We start from the raw sequence: 20,892 nt of genomic DNA, 5'->3' as shown, positions 1-20,892 counted from the left end.
CCCACACCAGGGGCGGGCCCTTGCGCATGTCCACCACCAGACGGACCCGAGGGCCTGAGACCATGGGGGCGGTGTCGAGGAGGGACGGGGATGATGGGGTCGATGGCGATTAACCGGCGAAGCATGGCGCGGATGGCCCTGCGCACGCTGCCCGCTCCGGTGGCGGAGCGGGCCAGGGCGAGCCGCCGCCGGCGGCGGAAGCAGACCGCTGCCCGACGTCGCGAGCAGCGGACCGCCGAGCGACGCGCCGCGCTGCTGGCTGCCGAGCCGGGCGTGCGCCTGGTGACGATGGGAGCCCACGAGGGTCCCGGGCGGGTGGTCACCGACTTCACCGTCGGTGGCGCCAAGGAGCACAACCTCCGACTGGTCGTCGACGTGCTCGACGAAGCCGGAGTCCGGTACTTCCTGGTACGCGGCAACTCGCCGCGTCGGCACGTGCTCGGCGTGCACCTGCGCGACCGGCCGGCCCTCTTCCGGGCCATGCGGGCCCGTCACGACGTCAGTGCCGTGTGGGCGGTCACGCCCGGCCCGGGCGGGTCGGTCGGGCTGGCGAGCGCGTACGTCGACGGGGGGCTGCGGCGCGGGGTCAAGTCAGCACCGGTGGTCCGCTTCGCCGAGCCCCTGCTCGCCCCCTCGGGGCGGGTCGTCGGGGGGCTGGCGTTCGGGTGCGACGTCGAGTTCTGGCAGGACGGGGAGGAGCTGGTCGACCAGGGGAGCGAGCGGCTCGACCAGGTCCGGTGCCAGACGCCGGAGCCGGCGCTGGCGGGGGCCCTCGTCGCGCCGCGGCCCAACCGGGTGGCCGACGTCGTGCCGGCCTCCGCGCAGGTGGCCTCGCACCTGACGGTCGCGGAGCGCGTCATCCCGACCTTCGAGCCGTTCACCTGGACCCTCACGGACGAGGTGACCTTCCCGGTCGACCTGGTCTACACGTGGGTGGACGGCGCCGACCCCCGGCACGCGGCCAGACGGGCCCACTACGCCGGCGAGGCGCCCGTGGGCCTGGGGGCCAACGCCTCGCGCTACGCGAGCCACGACGAGCTGCGCTTCTCCCTGCGGTCGGTGCACATGTACGCGCCCTTCGTGCGCCACGTCTACGTCGTCACCGACGACCAGGTGCCGTCGTGGCTCGACCCCGACGCGGGTGGCCTCACCGTCGTCGACCACCGCGACATCTTCGAGGACCCCACGGCCCTGCCGACCTTCAACTCGCACGCCATCGAGGCGCGGCTGCACCACATCCCCGGGTTGTCGGAGCACTACGTCTACCTCAACGACGACGTGTTCCTGGCGCGGATGCGGCGGGCGGAGGACTTCTTCCACGCGAACGGCATCGCGCAGGTCCCCTTCTCCTCGGCCCAGTTCGGTGTCGGTGACCCGGTCGTGGGCGAGGTGGCGCCCAACTCGGCCGGCAAGAACGTCCGGTCCCTGCTGCAGGCGGACTTCGGGCGGGGCATCACGCACAAGTTCAAGCACGCACCGCACCCGCAGCTCCGCTCGGTGATGGCCGAGCTGGAGGAGAGGTATGCCGAGCCGGTCGCCCGGACGAGTCGTCGCCGCTTCCGGTCCACCGACGACGTCGCGCCGGCGGCGACCATGCACCACCACTACGCGCTCCTCACCGGCCGGGCGGTGTCCGCGCCGACGCGGATGCGCTACGTCAACATCTCCTCCACCGACGCCGTCCGGCGGCTCGAGGCGCTGCTGACCTCCACCTCGATCGACAGCTTCTGCCTCAACGACGTGGACACGCCTGAGCACACGCGCGAGGCGGTGCACGAGATGGTGGGTGCCTTCCTCGAGGAGCGCTTCCCGTTCCCGTCCCCGTGGGAGCGCTCCGGCGCCTGACACCGGGCGCCTCCGTTTGCAAGATCTTGCGTAGGGGTGTTGTCTTTCTCGCAAGATGCCCCTACGTTGGGGGCAACGTCCCTGTCCTGACCCTTGGAGACCGCAATGACGCGTCCACTTCTCGCTGCTGCCCTCAGCGCCACCCTGCTCGCGACGACCGGGGCAGCGACCCTGGCCAGCCAGGCCGTCGCCCCGAGCATGGCGGCGGCCGCGCCCGCGAGGACGGTGACGCTGGTGGGGGATCTGCAGAGTGAACTCGGGTGCGCCCAGGACTGGGCCGCGGCGTGCGAGGCCACCGTCCTGTCCCCGGTGGAGGGCAGCCCTGACCTCTACCGCTCCTCCTTCGAGGTTCCCGCTGGCCGGTGGGAGTACAAGGTGGCCCTCGACGGGGCCTGGGACGAGTCCTACCCGCAGGCGAACCTCGCCTTCGAGCTGCAGGGCCCCGCCACCGTCGAGTTCTCCTTCGACGACGTGGAGGACGAGGTCGGGCTCGTCCCGCTGCTGGGCGAGCAGACCACCGAGCAGGACGCGGCGCTGGCCACGGACAGCCTGCGGGCCCCGGTGACGCGCGAGCAGTTCTACTTCGTCATGGCGGACCGGTTCGCCAACGGCGACCCGACCAACGACACGGCCGGCATCGCGGGCGACCGGCTGCAGCACGGTTTCGACCCGACGGACAAGGGGTTCTTCCACGGCGGCGACCTGGCGGGCATCCAGGACAGGCTGGACTACATCGAGGGGCTGGGGACGACCGCGATCTGGCTCACCCCGAGCTTCAAGAACCGCCCCGTGCAGGGCGAGGGTGCGGACGCCAGCGCCGGCTACCACGGCTACTGGGTCACCGACTTCACCCAGATCGACCCCCACCTCGGGACGAACGAGGAGATGAAGGCGCTCATCGACGAGGCGCACGACCGGGGGATGAAGGTCTACTTCGACATCATCACCAACCACACCGCGGACGTCATCGACTACGCCGAGGGGGAGTACGGCTACGTCGACAAGGAGACCGAGCCCTACCGCGACGCGGCCGGCAACGCCTTCGACGACCGCGACTACGTCAACAAGCCGTTCCCGCTCCTGGACCCCGAGACCTCCTTCCCCTACACCCCCGTCTTCCGCACCGAGGAGGACGCGGAGGTGAAGGTGCCGGGCTGGCTCAACGACCGCACGCTCTACCACAACCGCGGCGACTCCACCTTCGCCGGCGAGTCCAGCCTGTACGGCGACTTCGTCGGCCTGGACGACCTCTTCACCGAGAACCCCGAGGTGGTCGACGGCATGGTCGACATCTACTCCACCTGGGCCGACCTGGGCATCGACGGTTTCCGGATCGACACCGTCAAGCACGTCAACCTGGAGTTCTGGCAGGAGTTCAGCCCGCGGGTGCTGGAGGCGGCGCGTGAGGGCAACGAGGACTTCTTCATGTTCGGCGAGGTCTACGACTCCAACCCGGAGTACCTCTCCACCTTCCCCACCGAGGGTGAGCTCCAGGCCGTCATCGACTTCGGCTTCCAGGCGCGCTCGGTCGCCTTCGCGCGGGGTGCCGCCACCACCGATCTGCGGACGTTCTACGCGCAGGATGACTACTACACCGACACCGACTCCAACGCCTACCAGCTGCCGACCTTCACCGGCAACCACGACATGGGCCGGGCGGCGATGATGCTGGCCGGGGACCACTCCGGGGAGGACCTGCAGCGGCGGGTCGAGCTGACCAACGCGCTGATGTTCCTCACCCGCGGGCAGCCGGTCGTCTACTACGGCGACGAGCAGGGCTTCATCGGAGCCGGCGGCGACAAGGACGCGCGGCAGGACATGTTCGCGACCCAGGTGCAGCAGTATGCCGACGAGCCGGTCATCGGCGCTCCCTCCGGTGCGCGGGACCGCTACGACACCGGGCACCCGCTGTACCGGCAGATCGCGGCGCTCAGCGACCTCGTCGAGGCCAACCCCGCGCTCGCCGACGGGGCGCAGATCCACCGCTACGCGAGCAACGAGGCCGGGATCTACGCCTTCTCCCGGATCGACGCCGAGGAGCAGGTCGAGTACCTCGTCGTGGCTAACAACTCCGACGAGCCCCAGCAGGCATCCCTGTCGACCTACGGCTCCCGCACGATGTTCCGCGCCATCTACGGCGAGCGGGGCCGGTTCATCACCGGGTCCGAAGGCCGTCTCACCGTCGACGTGGACCCGCTGTCCGTCGAGGTCTACCGGGCCGAGAAAGACCTGCGCGGGCGTCGTGAGGCACCGTCGGTCGCGATGACCAGCCCGGCGGCCGGCGGGGTCGTGGGCGGGCGCGCCGAGATCGGTGCCGCGGTGCCGGAGAACGTCTTCGCGCAGGTGACCTTCGCCTACCGCCCCGTCGGTGTGCAGGAGTGGTCGGTGCTCGGCACCGACGACAACGCGCCCTACCGTGTCTTCCACGACGTCACCGGTCTGCCGGACGGCACCCTGCTGGAGTACCGGGCGATCCTGCAGGGCCACTCCGGCAACGTCTCGGCCTCCTCCAGCTACGGCATCGTCGGCGAGGCCGGCAGCGGCGGGGGCGGCGGTGGTGGGGTGGACCCCATCGGCCCGGTCGAGCAGCCGGACGCGGTCAGCGTGCCCGGCAGCCACAACCCCGCCATGGGCTGCTCGGGTGACTGGCAGCCGGACTGCGACCAGGCGCAGCTCACGCTGGACGCGAAGGACACCGTCTGGAAGGGCACCTACGACGCCGGCACGATCCCGGCCGGCGACTACGAGTACAAGGCTGCGATCGACCGCTCCTGGGACGAGAGCTACGGCGCCGGCGGAGCACCCGGAGGTGCCAACATCGGCTACACCGCCGATGGCGGGCCGGTGAGCTTCTACTACGAGCACGCCCGCCACTACGTGACCTCCGACGCGGAGGGCCCGATCATCACCGCTCCCGGCTCCATGCAGAGCGAGCTGGGCTGCCCCGGCGACTGGGACCCCTCCTGCATGGCCCCCTGGCTCATCGACCCGGACGGCGACGGCACGTATACCTATGCCACCACCGCGATCCCGGCCGGCACCTACGAGCTCAAGGTGGCGCACGGCCTGTCCTGGGACGAGAACTACGGCGAGGGCGGCGAGCGGGACGGCGCCAACATCGGCTTCTCCGTGCCCTCCGACGGGGTGCGGACGACCTTGAGCTACGACCTGCAGACGCACGTGCTGAGCGTGACGACGTCCGAGGCGGGCGTGGCGCCGGACCTCGGCTCGCAGCGCGCCTACTGGGTGCGCGACGACCTGGTGGCGTGGCCCGCAGAGGGGGTGGGGGACGCCGTGCTGCGCGACTGGCGGCTCCACTGGTCCGCCGACGGCGGGCTGGGGATCGACGCCGAGGCCGTCACCGGAGGTGACTCCTCGCCGCTGACCCTCGACCCGGACGGGCTTCCTGAGGAGGTGCTCGAGGACTTCCCGCACCTCGAGGGCTACCTCGCCCTGCGGCTGGACCGGCGCAGCGCCCGGGCCGCCGGGGACATCCTCACCGGACAGGTGGCCGTCGCGATGTACGACGACCTCGGCCGGCTGGCCGACGCGACCGGGGTCCAGGTCCCGGGTGTCCTCGACGACCTGTATGCCGAGCGGGCCGCCGACACCGCGCTCGGCGTGAGCTGGCGTGGCCCGAACCCGACCCTGCGGCTGTGGGCCCCGACCGCCCAGGACGTGCGGCTGCTGACCTGGCCCGAGGGCGGCCAGGGTGACCCCCAGGAGTCGTCCCTGCGCCGGCTCAAGGACGGCAGCTGGGAGATCAAGGGGAAGAGGTCCTGGACGGGTCGCGAGTACCTCTTCGAGGTCGACGTCTTCGTGCCGGAGACCGGGGCGGTGGAGACCAACCGGGTCACCGACCCGTACTCGGTCGCCCTCACCCTCGACAGCGAGCGCTCGGTGCTGGTCGACCTGGACGACCGGCAGTGGCAGCCGCGGGTCTGGCAGCGGGCGGAGGCGCCGGCGCTCGAGGACGAGGTGGACCAGACGATCTACGAGCTGCACGTGCGCGACTTCTCGATGGCCGACCCGGACGTGCCGGCCGAGCTGCGCGGCTCCTACCTGGCCTTCGCCGAGGACGGCTACGGCCGCCGCCACCTGGAGGCGCTCGCCGAGGCGGGGATGAACACCGTGCACCTGCTCCCGACCTTCGACATCGCCTCGATCCCGGAGACGACCGCCGACGCGGAGGCGGTGCCGCAGCCGGACTGCGACCTCGACTCGCTCCCGCCGGACAGCGCCGAGCAGCAGGAGTGCGTCATGGCGCAGGCCGACGCGGACGCCTTCAACTGGGGCTACGACCCGTGGCACTTCATGGCGCCCGAGGGCTCCTACGCCTCGACGACGCAGGCGGCCCAGGGCGGTGCCCGGGTGGCCGAGTTCCGGACGATGGTCGGCGGGCTGCACGAGTCCGGTCTCCGCGTCGTCCTGGACAAGGTGTTCAACCACACCGCCCAGTCGGGCCAGGGGAGCAAGAGCGTCCTCGACAAGGTCGTGCCCGGCTACTACCACCGGCTCAACGCCGTCGGTGACGTGGAGACCTCGACCTGCTGCGAGAACATCGCGACCGAGCACGCCATGGCCGAGAAGCTCATGGTGGACGCGGTGGTCGTCTGGGCGCGGGACTACAAGGTCGACGGCTTCCGCTTCGACCTCATGGGTCACCACAGCCGGGACAACATGCAGGCGGTGCGTGCCGCGCTGGACGAGCTCACCGTCCGCCGCGACGGCGTCGACGGCTCGCAGGTCACGCTCTACGGCGAGGGGTGGAACTTCGGCGAGGTGGCCGACAACGCCCGGTTCTACCAGGCCACGCAGGGTCAGCTCGACGGCACCTCGATCGGCACCTTCAACGACCGGCTGCGCGACGGCGTCCGCGGTGGCGGACCCTTCGACGAGGACCCGGGTGCGGAGAAGGGCTTCGCGACGGGTGGCACCAGCGGCAACGACACCGACCTGGTGCAGGTCGGCCTCGCCGGCAACCTGCGGGGCTTCGAGCTGCGCAGCCAGGAGACCGGTGAGGTGGTGACCGGCGAGCAGGTCGACTACAACGGCTCGGCCGCCGGCTACGCGGAGGACCCGGACGAGGTCGTCAACTACGTGGACGCCCACGACAACGAGACGATCTTCGACGCCCTCACCTTCAAGCTGCCGCAGGACCTGCCGATGGCGGACCGGGTGCGGATGAACACCCTCGCCCTGTCCACCACGACGCTGTCGCAGTCGATCAGCTTCTGGCACGGTGGCGCTGACCTGCTGCGCAGCAAGAGCCTGGACCGCAACTCCTACAACAGCGGCGACTGGTTCAACCTGCTCGACTTCACCATGACTGAGAACGGCTTCGGTCGCGGGCTGCCCCCGGCCGCGGACAACGAGGACAAGTGGGACCTCATGCGCCCGCTGCTCGCCGACCCGTCGCTCGCGCCGGAGCCGGCCGACATCGAGCAGGCCTCCGAGATGGCGGCGGACCTGCTGCGGCTGCGGTTCTCCAGCGACCTCTTCCGGCTGGCCGACCCGGAGCTGGTCCAGGAGAAGGTCTCCTTCCCCGTCTCCGGCACCGCGGACGGCGACGCCCAGGTCGTCGTCATGCGGGTGGACGACACGGTGGGTGCCGACGTCGACCCCGGCCTGGACGGTCTGGTCGTGGTCTTCAACGCCAGCGGGGAGCAGGTGGACCAGGTCGTCCCCGGGCTGGAGGGCGAGCAGCTGGAGCTGTCACCGGTCCAGGCCGAGGGTGCGGACGAGGTCGTCAGGGAGGCGACCTGGGAGGCGGCGACCGGCACGGCCACGGTGCCGGCCCGCACCGTGGCGGTCTTCGTCCAGCCGTGAGGTCCGGGGCAGGATGGACCACGTGGACCCCGACGCCCTCGACCTGCTCCGTGCCCGCGCGCACTGGCTGACCGCCGACCTGCTCGCCGTCCCCGCCGCGGTGCTGCCGCAGGGCGCCGGTCCGCAGGAGATCACCTGGAGCCTCGCGGTGGCACCCGACGGAGGGATCGACCGTCGCGGCGACGGTGCCGTGGAGGAGCTGCCGCTCACCGTGGCCCTGGCCGGCCTCCCGGACGCGCTCGCGCGTCGCTGGCCGCACCTGGCGGCCTGCCACGCGCTGCGCCCGGACGCCGAGACAGCGGCGCGGGCGGCGGTCCTGCTGACGGGGCAGGTCGCCCTGCTCGGGCGTGACGGCACCGGCGCCAGGGTGCTGGCCACCTCGCTGCAGATCCCCGGTGTCCTCGACGACCTGTATGCCGAGGCGGCCGCGCACCGGGTGCTCGGCGTCAGCTGGGCGGGGGAGCGGGGCCGGCGGGTGCCCACCGTCGCGGTGTGGGCACCCACCGCCCGCGCCGTCGAGCTGCTGCTCTGGGACGGGGTGCCCGAGCGGCCCCGCGAGCAGGCGTGGGCCCCGGCCGGGGAGCCGATGCGGGTCCCGATGCAGCGGGGGCACGACGGTGCGTGGACGGTGACCGGCACGCCCTCCTGGGCGGACCGCTGCTACCGGCTCGAGCTCGACCACGTCCTGCCGCGCACGGGTGAGCGTCGGCGGGTGGGCACCACCGACCCCTGGTCTGTCGGGCTGTCGCTGGACTCCCGCCACAGCGTGCTGGTGGACCTGGAGGACCCGGCGCACGCCCCGCCCCGCTGGCTCGAGGCGCCCGTGCCGGCCGCCGTCCGGGCGGTCGACCAGGCGATCTACGAGCTGCACGTGCGTGACTTCTCCCGCGACGACGACACGGTCCCGGCGCAGGAGCGCGGGTCCTACCTCGCCTTCGCCACCGAGGGGGAGGGCCGCCGGCACCTGCGCCGGCTCGCCGAGGCCGGGCTGACCAGCGTCCACCTGCTCCCGACCTTCGACCTCACCTCGGTGCCGGAGGACCCGGCCGAGCAGGCGCACGAGGCCCCCGGTGCGCTCGCGACCCTCCCGCCGGACAGCAGCGAGCAGCAACGACGGGTGCGGGCCCACGCCCTGCGCGACGCGTTCAACTGGGGCTACGACCCGTGGCACGTCCTCGCGCCGGAGGGCTCGTACACCAGCTCGCCCGGGCAGGCCCACGGCGGCGCCCGGACCGCGCAGTTCCGGACCATGGTGGCGGGGCTGCACGAGCTCGGGCTCCGGGTGGTGCTGGACCAGGTCTACAACCACACCACCGACTCCGGCCTGCACCGGTCCTCGGTGCTGGACCGGGTGGTCCCCGGCTACTACCACCGGCTCGACGCGGACGGGGACGTGCACACCTCGACGTGCTGCCAGAACATCGCCACCGAGCACGCCCTCGCGCGCCGGCTCATGGTGGACGGGTGCGTGCTGTGGGTGCGCCACTACCGGGTCGACGGGTTCCGCTTCGACCTCATGGGCCACCACAGCCGTGCGGACCTCGAGGCGGTCCGGGCCGCGCTCGACGCCCTCACCCCCGAGGCCGACGGTGTCGACGGCTCCGCCGTGCACCTCTACGGCGAGGGGTGGGACTTCGGGGAGGTGGCCGGCAACGCCCGGTTCCGCCAGGCAACCCAGGGGCAGCTGGACGGCACCGGCATCGGGACCTTCAACGACCGCCTGCGTGACGCGGTGCGCGGCGGCAGCGTCCACGACGCCGACCCGCGGTCCGGGCTGGGGTTCGCGACCGGGGGCCTCGACCCCCGGCATACCGATCTGCTGCAGGTCGGTCTGGCCGGCGGCCTGCGCGGGCTGCGCCTGCGCTCGCAGGAGACGGGTCAGCCGGTGAGCGGCGAGGAGGTGGACTACGGCGGCGCGGCCGGCGGCTACGCCGCGAGCCCCGAGGAGGTGGTGAACTACGTCGACGCCCACGACAACGAGACCCTCTGGGACACCCTGACGCTCAAGCTGCCCCCGGACACACCCATGGTGCAGCGGCTGCGCCGCAACACCCTGGCCCTCGCCACCGTCACCCTGTCGCAGGGCATCAGCTTCTGGCACGCCGGGGCCGAGCTGCTGCGCAGCAAGAGCCTGGACCGCAACAGCTACGCCTCCGGCGACTGGTTCAACCGCTACGACCCGGCGCTGCGCGACAACGGCTTCGCCCGGGGGCTGCCGCCGAAGCCGGACAACGGGCCGCGGTGGGAGCTCATGGCACCCCTGCTCGCGGACAGCTCCCTCGTGCCCACCGAGGCGGACATGGCCGTGGCCCGCGGCTGCGCCCTGGACCTGCTGCGTCTGCGCTCGGCGCACCCGCTGCTGCGGCTCGGGTCGGCCGAGGCGATCCGCAGGGCGGTGTCCTTCCCGGTGTCCGGGACCGAGCACGGGGCACCTGACCTCGTGGTCATGCTGGTGGACGGGCGCGCACTGGACCTCGCGCCGCGCGGGGACGAGGGGGTGCTGGTCGTGCTCAACGCCTCGACCGGGGAGCGCGCCGTGACGGTGCCCGGCCTGGCCGGTCAGCGCTGGGAGCTGTCCCCGGTGCAGCGCGAGGGTGCCGACGAGACGGTCAAGGGCACCCGGTGGAGGCTGGCCGAGGGGCAGGTGCTCGTGCCGGGGCTCACGGCTGCGCTGCTCGTCCGGTGACCGAGGGCGGCAGCGGCAGCGCGCAGGTGTAGACGACGACGCGTCGGGCCTGCGGGTTGCCCTGCCCGACGCGACGGTAGCGTTCGAGCACCTCGAGGAGCTCGGCCCGCAGCGCGGTGACCTGCTCCCCGGTGACCTGCACGACGTGGTCCTCCAGGCCGCAGGTCTCCTGCCACACCGGGTCGTGGTCGTCCTTCTCCAGCAGCCAGCCGCGGGCCCGGTCGCCGAAGTGGGCGAGGTAGTCCAGCGCCAGCCAGTCCGCGGCCTGGGCGTCGTCGTCGTCGAGCGGCTCGTCCTCCTGGCCCATCGCCGGAGCGAGGTCCAGCGCCCGCCACACCCTGCGCCGCCCGGTGCCGGTACCGGTGTCCTCGACCAGGCCCACCTCGGCGAGCTTGCGCAGGTGGTACGACGTGGCGCCGGTGTGGGTGTCGAGCGCCTGGGCCAGCTCGGTGGCGGTCCCCTGGCCGTGCACCCGCAGCTCGGCCAGCAGCCGGCTGCGCAGGGGGTGGGCCAGCGTGCGCAGCGCTGAGCGTTCGCCCACCTCAGGTCTCCTGCTCGAAGCTCTCCCGGGTCGTCTCGGCCCGGGCGGTGTCAGGGTTCGAGGCGAGGAAGGCGTTGACCCACCGGGCCGCAGGGTCGGCGTCGATGAGCACGGCCTTGACCAGCAGGGTGGCCGGCAGCGCCAGCAGTGCGCCCACCGGGCCCAGCACCCAGGCCCAGACGATGAGCGAGATGAACGTCACCGTCGGGGTGACGCCGACCGCGTCGCCGGTGAACTTGGGCTGGATGAGGCTCTGGATGACGAAGTTGAGCGCGCTGTAGACGACGACGACGAGCAGCGCGTTGACCGGCCCGTTGGCCAGCAGCGCGACCGCGGCCGGGGGCACGAGGCCGATGACGAAACCGATGTTGGGGATGTAGTTGGTGAGGAAGGCCAGGACGCCCCAGGCCAGCGCCAGGGGGACACCGAGCCAGAACAGCGCGACGACGTCCAGCACCGCGACGATGAGACCGAACAGCGTCGTCACCACCCAGTACCGGCGGACCCCCTGCGCAAAGCTCACGAGCGCGTGGGCGACGTTGGGATGCTGGTCCCTGACGAGCGACAGCCTGCGCCCGGCACTCATGGAGTCGATCATGAGGAAGAAGATGACGATGACCGTCGTGGTGAGCAGGCCGAGGATCCCGCCCAGGTTGCCGATCACCCCGCCGAGCGCACCGATGACCCGTGCCGGGTCCAGCACGGACTCCAGCTGGTCGGTCAAGGTGTCCTGCTGCAGCCCGTAGCCCTCGAGGAAGGTCACGGCCTGCGTGTAGAGCTCGGTGTAGCGCTGCCGGTACTCCTGGGAGCTCAGCTCCTCCACCATGGCGGCCGCCGACCACCCCAGCGCGGTGAAGAACGCGATGAGGAAGGCGAAGATCGCTCCGCCGGTGACCACCGCGGCGACGACGCGGGGGACCCCCACGGAGACCAGCCAGCGCTGGAGCGGAGCCGCGGCGAGCACGAGGTTGAGCGCCAGGAAGGTGGGGGCGATGTAGTCACGCAGCTGGTTCAGGCCGAGCAGGACCGCGAAGGCCAGCGCGATCCCGAGCAGCACCAGCACCGCCCGGGGCCAGGGCGACGCGGGGACGGGCGCCGGCGCGGGCCCGGGAGCGGTCGCCGTCGGCGGGGCGGTCCCGGGCCGGCCGCGACGCAGGGAGGGCAGGACGGGCACGACGGCTCCTCTCGACGCACCTGAGGCTACGCCACCCAGGGCTGAGTGCACAATAGTTGTGCAAGGGGCTGCCGTCGATGGCTGAGGATGCGCCCGCATACCCGTCGTGACCTGCGGTTTCGTCACCTTTGGGTGATCTGTGGGCGCTGGGTAGACTTGAACGGTTGCCCATCACCAACTCTCGAAGAAGGTAGGCGAATGCGCACCTACTCCCCGAAGGCCGGCGAGGTCACCCGCGCCTGGCACGTCATCGACGCGACGGACGTCGTCCTGGGCCGGTTGGCGTCCCAGACCGCGACCCTCCTGCGCGGTAAGCACAAGACGATTTTCGCCCCGCACATGGACACGGGCGACTTCGTCATCATCATCAACGCCGACAAGGTGGCCCTGACCGGCTCCAAGCTGGAGCAGAAGAAGGCCTACCGCCACTCGGGCTACCCGGGCGGGCTCAAGGCCGAGACCTACGAGCAGCTGCTCGAGAAGCACCCGACCCGGGCGGTGGAGAAGGCTGTCCGCGGCATGCTCCCGAAGAACTCGCTGGGGCGTCAGATGCTCTCCAAGCTCAAGGTCTACGCCGGTGGCACGCACCCGCACGCCGCCCAGCAGCCTGTCCCGTTCGAGATCTCCCAGGTCGCCCAGTAAGGAAGCCGAAGGACCTATGACTGTCAACGACATCGACACCGCCGACGGCGCCGACTTCGACGAGAACGCCGTCTCCGAGTACACCACCGAGTCCGCCGCGGCTCCCGAGGGCGCCGTCCAGCGTCCCAGCGCGTCCTCCCCGGGCGCCGGCACCGGCCGCCGCAAGCAGGCTGTCGCGCGCGTGCGCATCGTGCCGGGCACCGGCCAGTGGCGGATCAACGGCCGCACCCTCGCCGAGTACTTCCCGAACAAGGTGCACCAGCAGATCGCCGCGGAGGCGCTGACCCTGCTCGAGCTGGACGGCGCCTACGACGTGCTCGTGCGCGTGCACGGCGGCGGCCCCTCCGGCCAGGCCGGTGCGGTCCGCCTCGGCGTGGCCCGCTCCCTCAACGGCGTCGACTCCGAGCTCAACCGCCCGGCCCTCAAGCGCGCCGGTCTGCTGACCCGTGACGCCCGCGTCCCCGAGCGCAAGAAGGCCGGCCTCAAGAAGGCCCGCAAGGCGCCGCAGTACAGCAAGCGCTGACCCGCGCCTCGCCCTCCGGGCGGCGCACGACGACGGCCCGCCCGCAGCATGGCTGCGGGCGGGCCGTCCGTCATCTCCGGGACGGTGTCAGCGCAGGCTGACGTCGTCGACGAGGAAGGACGTCGCCAGGGTGGAGTCCTCGGCGGCGACCAGACGCAGCGAGACGGTCCGCCCGGCGAAGGCGTCGAGACTGAGGCTGCGCTGGACGTAGCCCGAGGACGCGTCCAGGTTCGACCACGTCCCCAGCACCGTCGTGCTGCCGCCGGAGACCACCTGGACCTGCATGCGGTCGTAGGCGCTGGAGGTCGTCGTCTCCTGGGTCACCACCCGCAGCCAGAGGTCGAGGTCGGCCCCGGTCGAGGGGACGCCCACCTGCTGGGTGATCGCCTCGCTGCGGGTCTGGCCGTAGCCGACGAGCCAGGCCTTGGCCGAGCCGCTGCGCGCGGCATACCCCGTCGTCCCGATCGTCCCGGTGTCACCGCTCCACCCGGTGGCCCCGGACTCGAAGCCGCCGTTGGTGATCGCGCCGCCCGGCACCGGGGACGGGTCCGGGGTACTGCCCCCGGACTGCAGCGTCGGGGTGTAGAGCAGCCGGTTCGGCGACCCCGACCCGAGGCCGGTCAGCCGGCCGGTGGTCGAGGCCCCGGTCAGCGCCGTGGCCACCTGCGCCGGCGACGCCGAGGGGTTGCCCTGCAGGTAGAGCGCCGCCGCGCCGGCCACGTGCGGGCTGGCCATCGAGGTGCCTGAGATGGTGTTGGTGGCGGTGTTCGAGGTGTACCACGCCGAGGTGATCGAGCTGCCGGGGGCGAAGAGGTCCACGCAGCTGCCGTAGTTGCTGAAGCTCGACCGGGCGTCGCTGCTCGTCGTCGAGCCGACCGTGATGGCGCTGGGCGCCCGCGCGGGGGAGACGTTGCAGGCGTTCTGGTTCTCGTTGCCCGCGGCCACGACCACGGGGATGCCCCGGGCCACGAGCCGGTCGACGGCCGCGTCCGTCGAGGTGGACGCCGGGCCCCCCAGGCTCATGTTGACGACGGAGGGCCGGGGGGCGTTGTTCGCCACCCAGTCCATCCCCGCGACGACCCCGGCGTTGGTCCCGTTCCCCGCGCAGTCCAGCACCCGCACCGGCACCAGCGTGGTGCCCTTGGCGACGCCGTAGGTGGCGCCGCCGACGGTCCCTGCGACGTGCGTGCCGTGCCCGTTGCAGTCGGTGGTGCCCCGGCCGTCGTTGATCGCGGTGTAGCCGGCGGCCGTCCGGCCGGAAAAGTCCCCGTGGGTGCTCCGGATGCCGGTGTCGATGACGTAGCTGCGCACCCCGGCACCGGTCGCGCTCCAGGTGTAGGACCCGCTGAGCGGTCGGGTGCGCTGGTCGATCCGGTCAAGACCCCACGGGGGGTTGCTCTGGGTGGCCGAGACCGAGACGACCGAGTTCTCCTCCACCCAGGCGACGTCGGGGTCCCTGCGCAGGTCGGCGAGCTGGGTCGCGCTGAGGGTCGCCGAGTAGCCGCCGATGGCGGTGTAGGTGTGCCCGACCGCGATCCCCCTGCCCCGGGCCTGGGCGACCTTCTTCTGGGTCGCCGCCGCGACGGCCTGCTGTGCCCGCTCCGAGGCCCGCTCGCTCGGCCCCCTCTTGCTCTGGGCGGCGACGTCGAGGACGACGATGTAGGACCCCTCCACCGCCTCGGTGGTGCTCTCGACCAACGGGGCCACGACGTCCGGTCGGTCGGGCGCCGCGACCGAGGGCACGGCCAGACCGACCGCGGCGGCCAACGAGGCCGCGACGGCCAGTGAGGTCCTGCGGGTGCGCTGCATCTCTGCTCCTCCATGAGGCGGGGCGGTCGCGACGGTGCGACCGCTGGGTTCACTGTGCGCCCCTGACGCGGCGTCAAGGTCGGGCGGGGCGTGGGTGCAGACTGAGTCTCTACCGACTGCTGACCGATGCTTGACCGGGTCCTGACGCGGGCTTGACCGAGGGCGACGCACGGCGGGGAGCGGTCGCGCCGTCACCTCGGTGCGGCATACTGCCCTGCAGCCCTTCGACCCGCAGCGAGACAGGAACAGGACAGACCATGGGACGACTCTTCGGCACCGACGGCGTACGCGGCCTGGCCAACAAGGACATCACCGCCGAGCTGGCGCTCGACCTGTCGGTGGCCGTCGCCCACGAGCTGGGGGGGCACAGCGTCTTCGGCGGCAACCGGGCGACCGCGGTCGTCGGACGGGACCCCCGGGCCTCCGGTGAGTTCCTGTCCGCCGCTGTCATGGCGGGGCTGGCCTCGGCCGGCGTGGACGTGCTCGACGCCGGCGTGCTGCCGACCCCGGCCATCGCCTACCTGACCCAGCGGATGAACGCCGAGATGGGCGCCATGCTGTCCGCCTCGCACAACGCCATGCCGGACAACGGGTTGAAGTTCTTCGCCAGCGGGGGCCACAAGCTCGCCGACGAGATCGAGGACCGGATCTCCGAGCGGATGGGCGGCGGGTGGGAGCGGCCCACCGGGGCGGGGGTCGGCCGCATCCGGCCGTTCCAGCGGGGCGCCGAGTTCTACATCGAGCACCTGCTGGAGGCCGCCCCCGGGCGGCTGGACGGTCTGCGCATCGTCATCGACGCGGCGCACGGTGCCGCCTCCGAGGTCGGACCGGAGGTGTTCCGCCGGGCCGGTGCGACCGTGGACGTCATCGGCGCCGACCCTAACGGGCTCAACATCAACGACGGGGCCGGCTCGACCTACCTCGACCAGCTGCAGGAGGCCGTGCGGCTGCGGGGCGCCGACATGGGGGTGGCCTTCGACGGCGACGCGGACCGGTGCCTGGCCGTCGACGCGCGCGGGGACCAGGTCGACGGCGACCAGATCATGGCCATCCTCGCCCTGAGCTTGCGCGAGCGCGGCGAGCTGCGCGACGACACCCTGGTGGCGACGGTCATGAGCAACCTGGGTCTGCTGCAGGCCATGGAGCGTGAAGGGGTGCGGGTGGTGCAGACGGCGGTCGGCGACCGCTACGTGCTGGAGGAGATGCGCGCCCACGGCTACTCGCTGGGCGGGGAGCAGTCCGGCCACGTCATCATGCTCGAGCACGGCACGACCGGCGACGGGGTCCTCACCGCCCTCGCCCTGGCCCAGCGGGTGGTCGGCTCCGGGAGCGCGCTGCACGAGCTGGCCGGCGTCATGACGCGCATGCCGCAGGTGCTCGTCAACGTCAAGGAGGTCGACAAGGACCGGGTGGGTCAGGACGAGGGCGTCGCCTCCGCCGTGGCCGAGATCGAGTCCGAGCTCGGGGACCAGGGGCGGGTGCTGCTGCGCAAGTCGGGCACCGAGCCGGTCGTGCGGGTCATGGTCGAGGCGGACTCGCAGGAGCGGGCCGCGGCCTGCGCCGACCGGCTGGCTCAGGTGGTCCGCGACCGGTTGGCGCTGTAGCCCAGGAGCCTCTCGATCTCCGCCACCCCGGTGACGGGGCCGGCGAGCAGCCCCTCGCCCCCCAGGAGGACCCCGGTGGGGCGCGCGCCCTCCCCCCAGGACGCGTGCAGTCGTCCGCCCGGGTCCCACCAGACGTCGGCGAGGTCGCGCACCCGCGGCTCGGACCAGGGTGGCTCCGTGTGCACCAGGTGGATCCCGGTCCGAGGGTGCTCCTGCCGCCATCCCGGCAGCCGCCCGGCGACGTCGAAGGTCGGCCCGCACCAGCAGCTGACCAGCACCAGGACCTGGGGGCCGGAGAAGGCCAGGGTCCGCGGGGTGACGACGTCGAGGTCGCGGTCCACGAGCGGCAGGGACCATGCGGCGTCCTCCTGCGCCGTCGCCCGGGGCCGGTCGCCCGTCCGGGTGTCCGCTGCGGCCCGGACCGGGTGGGCGGGGGCGGGGGTGCCGCCCCCGGTCGGTGCTGACGACCGGCGCAGGGCGAGGACGGCCGTGGCCGAGGTCACGAGGGCGAGGCCCAGCCACCACCGGTCGGAGGCCCCGAAGTCGGCGAGCAGGCCCCAGGCGGTCCGGCCACCCACCGCGGTCCACCCGGCCCCGAGGCCGAGCGCGACCAGGAGCAGGTTGCGGACCAGGGTGCGGGTGGTGATGCGGTGGTCCCCGATCCTGCCGAAGCAGGCGCAGTCCGGTCGCGGGTGCATGCGCAGGGCGCGGGCCACCACGGCGGTGAAGACGAGGCAGAGCGCCAGCGCCGTCCCGGCGCCAGCGGCATACGTCACGAGCCACGGGGTGAGCAGGAGCACGGCGCTCGCCAGCTCCACCCACGGCAGCACCCGCTCGACCACGGCCGGTCGCAGCCCGCCGGGCAGGCGCAGCGCACGGACCATGTCGGCGGTGGCGCCGGGCGCGGACAGCTTGGCCAGGCCGGCGAGTCCGAGGACCAGGGCCAGGAGGAGGGCCGCGAGGGCCAGGGCTGGGGGCACGGGTCGGGTCTAGACCAGCTGGGTCAGGCGTCCTGTGTCGACGTCGTAGCGGAAGCCCCCCACCTCGGCTCGCCCCTGGATGAGCGGGTGGGAGGTGACCCGGTGGACGTCCTCGGCCAGGGCGGCCTCCTGGTCGGGCACGACGTGGAAGCGCTGGAACCAGGCGTCGATCCCGGTGAGCTCGGAGATGGTCTCGCGCAGCTCGTTCTCCGTCTTGACCGTCATGGCGCAGCGGGTGTGCGGGACGACGAGGATGCGCCGCACGCCCAGGAGGTGGACCCCGAGGACCAGGGCCTCGAGCGCCGCGTCGGTCACCCGGCCACCCGGGTTGCGGAAGATCTTGGCGTCGCCGTGCGTCAGCCCGAGCATCTGCAGCGGCTGGATCCGGGAGTCCATGCAGGTGACGATCGCCACCCCGGCGCGGGCGACCCCGTCGAAGCCCTCCAGCTCGGCCGCGTGCTCGGTGGCGAAGGTCTCGTTGGCCGCCAGGAGGTCGGCGAAGGGGGAGGTGCCGGAGTCGTCCCGGGCGGGTGAGGTGGCGTCCATGGCCCTGGAGTTTAGTGGGTCCGGGGGAGGGGCAGGGGCGTCGACCGCCGGTCAGGACAGGTCGAGGTCGTCCCGGGTCGGGGCCGCGGCGCCGGACCGCGCCACCGTCCAGCCCGCGCAGGCGACCGCCCGCTCCAGGGCCGGCGCGATGTCCTCCAGCTCGGCGTGGGCCAGGCGGTCCCGGGCCTCGGGCGAGCCGAGGAGACCGGCGTCCAGGAGCCCGCTCACCAGACCGGACATGAACGAGTCGCCGGCTCCCACGGTGTCCACGACCTGCACGGTGAGCGAGGGCAGCTCCAGGGTGGTGTCGTCGCGGGACAGGTGCACCACGGCACCCTCCCCGCCGCGGGTGACGACCACGAGGTGCGGACCCAGCTGGCCCCAGCGGTGCACGATGTCGACGACGTCGGCCTGGTCGGCCTCGCCGTAGAGCCACTCGACGTCCTCCAGGCTCGCCTTGACGACGTCGCTGCGGCCGATGCACTCCTCGATGCGCCCCCGGGCGTCCTCCGGGGCACCCATGATCGTCGGCCGCGCGTTGGGGTCGTAGGAGACGGTGGCCTCCCGGCGGGCCCTCTCGATGAGCTCCACGACGGCCGAGCCGCCCGGCTCCAGGGTGGCGGCGATGGACCCCGTGTGGACGTGGCCTACACCGGTGAGGTCCTGAGGCCCGAGCTCCCAGGCCAGGTCGAAGTCGTAGGTGGCGACCGCGTCGGCGTCGAGGTGCGCCGTGGCGGTCGAGGTGCGGGGGGCGTCCTCGGACCCTTCCGTCAGGGTCACCCCGTAGCGCTCCACGTGGCGGCGGACCCGCTCGCCGTGCTCGTCCGCCCCGAGGTATGCCGTGAGCCGGCTCTCGTGGTCCAGCGCCGCGAGCCCGATGGCGACGTTGGCGGGCGAGCCCCCGACGTGCTCGCTGCGCTCGCCGCCGTCGTGGGGCACGACGATGTCGATGAGCGCCTCGCCGACCGTGAGGACGGCGGCCATCAGACGGCGTCCGGGGAGAGGGCGTCGGCGATGGCGGCGACCTTGTCCAGCCGGTGGTGGGAGGTGATCTCCCGGATGGTGCCGGAGCGCGAGCGCATGACCAGGGACTGGGTGACGGCCGTGCCGGAGCCGTACTTCACCCCGTCCAGGAGCTCCCCGGTGGTGATGCCCGTCGCGACGAAGAAGCAGTTGTCCCCGGTGACGAGGTCGTCGGTCGACAGCACCCGGTCGAGGTCGTGACCGGCGTCGATCGCCTTCTGCCGCTCCTCGTCGTCCTTGGGCCACAGCCGGCCCTGGATGACCCCACCCATGGCCTTCATGGCGCACGCGGTGATGATGCCCTCCGGGGTCCCCCCGATCCCGATGAGCATGTCGACCGAGGAGTTCTCGCGGGCGGCGGCGATGGCGGCCGCGACGTCGCCGTCGGTGATGAAGCGCAGCCGGGCGCCGGCCTCGCGCACCTCGTGGGTGTACCGGTCGTGCCGGGGACGGTCGAGCATGATGACGGTGAGGTCCTCGACATACCTCTTCTTGGCGCGCGCGATCCGCCGCAGGTTCTCCCCGACGGGCAGCCGGATGTCGACCCGGTCGGCGACGTCGGCGCCGACGACGAGCTTGTCCATGTAGAACACCGCCGACGGGTCGTACATCGTGCCCCGCTCGGACACGGCCATCACCGCGATCGAGTTGTCCATGCCCTTGGCGGTCGGGGTCGTCCCGTCGATGGGGTCCACGGCCACGTCGACGGCAGGCCCGTGGCCGTCCCCGACCTGCTCACCGTTGAAGAGCATGGGGGCCTCGTCCTTCTCGCCCTCCCCGATGACCACCACGCCGTCCATGGCGACCTGCGAGATCACCTTGCGCATCGCCTCCACGGCGGCGTTGTCGGCGAGGATCTTGTCGCCCCGACCGACCCAGCGTCCGGCGGCGAGGGCGGCGGCCTCGGTGACCCGCACCAGCTCGAGGGCCAGGTTGCGATCCGGGAGGACCTGGTCGGTGGTCTTCGGTGAGCGGTCGGCCATGGGCCCCTCCTTGGGCGAGACGGTGCTGCCGTCACCCTATCGGGTGCGCTCGCCTGCCCGTCGGTATGCCGGGGGTGCGACCATGGAGGGGTGAGCACCTCGTCGCAGACCACCCCCGCGCCGTCCGGCGGACCCGCACCGGACCGGCGTCGGCAGCGGCTGGCGTCCTACACGGTGCGCAACATGGTCTACTCCACGCTGCTGGTGCTCGCCGTGGTGCTCGTGTGGTGGTCGCTGACCTACAACCCCTCCGAGCAGCAGGGCCGCGAGGTCGAGGTCGGCAGCACGGCCTCGTACGCCGTGGCCCAGGCGGACTGGCCGGTGTGGGTGCCGGACCCCGGTGAGGGCTGGACCCCCACGGTCGTCTGGTTCGAACCGCTGGAGCAGGTGCCGACCTGGCACATCTCCTACGTCACCCCGCAGGGGGAGTACCTCGCCGTGCACCAGGGCGCCGGGGTGGACCAGGCCTGGCAGGACGCGGTGCTGGCCGGGGGCGAGCGCCTCGGGGAGACCGACCTCACCGGGCCCACGGGTGAGCACCCCTGGCAGGTCTGGGAGGCGGAGTCGGGCAACGCGCAGAACGCCTGGCTGCTGGGTCCCGAGGACGCGGACGGCACGACGGTGGTCGTGCACGGCACCGCGGGGGAGGCGGAGGCCGTCGAGCTGCTGGCCAGCGTCGAGGCGCGCGACTAGGCGCCGAGCCCTCG

General features: G+C 72.6%; 14 protein-coding genes. 7 read left to right on the top strand and 7 right to left on the bottom strand.

Annotation, left to right across the window (positions count from 1 at the left end):
• The first annotated feature begins 132 nt into the window (after window positions 1-132).
• The 3 genes from AVL62_RS01645 to pulA (AVL62_RS01635) all read left to right on the top strand — a co-directional run bounded on the left by AVL62_RS01645 (window position 133) and on the right by pulA (AVL62_RS01635) (window position 10,360).
• Entirely contained in the window at window positions 133-1,845 is a 1,713-nt protein-coding gene (locus AVL62_RS01645; protein WP_201023165.1) for a stealth family protein, read from the top strand.
• Between the two features lie 105 nt (window positions 1,846-1,950).
• On the top strand, window positions 1,951-7,674 hold the full coding sequence (gene pulA, locus AVL62_RS01640; protein WP_058889934.1) for a pullulanase-type alpha-1,6-glucosidase: 5,724 nt from the start codon (window positions 1,951-1,953) through the stop codon (window positions 7,672-7,674).
• 22 nt (window positions 7,675-7,696) lie between these two features.
• On the top strand, window positions 7,697-10,360 hold the full coding sequence (gene pulA / locus AVL62_RS01635) for a pullulanase-type alpha-1,6-glucosidase (protein WP_161937816.1): 2,664 nt from the start codon (window positions 7,697-7,699) through the stop codon (window positions 10,358-10,360).
• Here the strand turns inward: pulA (AVL62_RS01635) and AVL62_RS01630 are convergent.
• Window positions 10,335-10,901 carry a winged helix-turn-helix domain-containing protein gene (locus AVL62_RS01630; protein ID WP_058889932.1) on the bottom strand — a complete coding sequence of 189 codons (567 nt, stop codon included), beginning with the start codon at window positions 10,899-10,901 and terminating at the stop codon, window positions 10,335-10,337. The genes pulA (AVL62_RS01635) and AVL62_RS01630 overlap by 26 nt on opposite strands.
• Window position 10,902: 1 nt before the next feature.
• Window positions 10,903-12,075, bottom strand: a complete 1,173-nt coding sequence (locus AVL62_RS01625; protein WP_058889931.1) for an AI-2E family transporter — start codon at window positions 12,073-12,075, stop codon at window positions 10,903-10,905.
• A gap of 198 nt (window positions 12,076-12,273) precedes the next feature.
• Between AVL62_RS01625 and rplM the strand changes: the two genes are divergently transcribed.
• A complete protein-coding gene (rplM, locus tag AVL62_RS01620; RefSeq protein ID WP_058889930.1) occupies window positions 12,274-12,717 on the top strand; it encodes a 50S ribosomal protein L13 in 444 nt (147 codons plus the stop codon).
• A gap of 16 nt (window positions 12,718-12,733) precedes the next feature.
• Window positions 12,734-13,240, top strand: a complete 507-nt coding sequence (gene rpsI, locus AVL62_RS01615; RefSeq protein ID WP_058889929.1) for a 30S ribosomal protein S9 — start codon at window positions 12,734-12,736, stop codon at window positions 13,238-13,240.
• Window positions 13,241-13,327: 87 nt separating this feature from the next.
• Here the strand turns inward: rpsI and AVL62_RS01610 are convergent, their stop codons facing one another.
• The gene (locus AVL62_RS01610) at window positions 13,328-15,049 is read right to left on the bottom strand and encodes a S8 family peptidase (RefSeq protein ID WP_058889928.1); all 1,722 of its coding nucleotides are present in this window, start codon (window positions 15,047-15,049) and stop codon (window positions 13,328-13,330) included.
• A 257-nt stretch (window positions 15,050-15,306) separates the two neighbouring features.
• On the opposite strand from AVL62_RS01610, the gene glmM reads away from it, so the two are divergent.
• Window positions 15,307-16,653: a phosphoglucosamine mutase gene (gene glmM, locus AVL62_RS01605; protein WP_058889927.1), complete on the top strand. Its 1,347-nt coding sequence runs from the start codon at window positions 15,307-15,309 to the stop codon at window positions 16,651-16,653.
• Here the strand turns inward: glmM and AVL62_RS01600 are convergent.
• Genes AVL62_RS01600 through glpX form a run of 4 tightly spaced genes read right to left on the bottom strand, consistent with a single transcriptional unit; the run spans window position 16,623 to window position 20,185 of the window.
• Window positions 16,623-17,633: a MauE/DoxX family redox-associated membrane protein gene (locus tag AVL62_RS01600; RefSeq protein WP_058889926.1), complete on the bottom strand. Its 1,011-nt coding sequence runs from the start codon at window positions 17,631-17,633 to the stop codon at window positions 16,623-16,625. The genes glmM and AVL62_RS01600 overlap by 31 nt on opposite strands.
• Before the next feature lie 9 nt (window positions 17,634-17,642).
• The gene (locus tag AVL62_RS01595; RefSeq protein ID WP_058889925.1) at window positions 17,643-18,179 is read right to left on the bottom strand and encodes a beta-class carbonic anhydrase; all 537 of its coding nucleotides are present in this window, start codon (window positions 18,177-18,179) and stop codon (window positions 17,643-17,645) included.
• Window positions 18,180-18,230: 51 nt separating this feature from the next.
• A complete protein-coding gene (locus tag AVL62_RS01590; protein ID WP_058889924.1) occupies window positions 18,231-19,163 on the bottom strand; it encodes a carbohydrate kinase family protein in 933 nt (310 codons plus the stop codon).
• Window positions 19,163-20,185: a class II fructose-bisphosphatase gene (glpX, locus tag AVL62_RS01585; RefSeq protein WP_058889923.1), complete on the bottom strand. Its 1,023-nt coding sequence runs from the start codon at window positions 20,183-20,185 to the stop codon at window positions 19,163-19,165. The genes AVL62_RS01590 and glpX overlap by 1 nt, the downstream gene beginning before the upstream one ends.
• Before the next feature lie 90 nt (window positions 20,186-20,275).
• Between glpX and AVL62_RS01580 the strand changes: the two genes are divergently transcribed.
• Window positions 20,276-20,878, top strand: a complete 603-nt coding sequence (locus AVL62_RS01580; RefSeq protein ID WP_058889922.1) for a DUF4245 family protein — start codon at window positions 20,276-20,278, stop codon at window positions 20,876-20,878.
• Window positions 20,879-20,892 lie beyond the last annotated feature (14 nt).

It is taken from the genome of Serinicoccus chungangensis (assembly GCF_001483745.1).
GTDB lineage: Bacteria > Actinomycetota > Actinomycetes > Actinomycetales > Dermatophilaceae > Ornithinicoccus > Ornithinicoccus chungangensis_A.
The sequence above is the reverse complement of the archived record's forward strand: the minus strand, read 5'-3'. Positions and strand labels throughout refer to the sequence as shown.

Bases quoted from the DNA above. Each gene is read 5' to 3' on its own strand.
- AVL62_RS01645 (WP_201023165.1), top strand. From the start codon at position 133: ATGGCCCTGCGCACGCTGCCCGCTCCGGTGGCGGAGCGGGCCAGGGCG.
- AVL62_RS01590 (WP_058889924.1), bottom strand. From the start codon at position 19,163: ATGGCCGCCGTCCTCACGGTCGGCGAGGCGCTCATCGACATCGTCGTG.
- glpX (WP_058889923.1), bottom strand. From the start codon at position 20,185: ATGGCCGACCGCTCACCGAAGACCACCGACCAGGTCCTCCCGGATCGC.
- glmM (WP_058889927.1), top strand. From the start codon at position 15,307: ATGGGACGACTCTTCGGCACCGACGGCGTACGCGGCCTGGCCAACAAG.
- rplM (WP_058889930.1), top strand. From the start codon at position 12,274: ATGCGCACCTACTCCCCGAAGGCCGGCGAGGTCACCCGCGCCTGGCAC.
- pulA (WP_058889934.1), top strand. From the start codon at position 1,951: ATGACGCGTCCACTTCTCGCTGCTGCCCTCAGCGCCACCCTGCTCGCG.
- AVL62_RS01595 (WP_058889925.1), bottom strand. From the start codon at position 18,179: ATGGACGCCACCTCACCCGCCCGGGACGACTCCGGCACCTCCCCCTTC.
- AVL62_RS01610 (WP_058889928.1), bottom strand. From the start codon at position 15,049: ATGCAGCGCACCCGCAGGACCTCACTGGCCGTCGCGGCCTCGTTGGCC.
- rpsI (WP_058889929.1), top strand. From the start codon at position 12,734: ATGACTGTCAACGACATCGACACCGCCGACGGCGCCGACTTCGACGAG.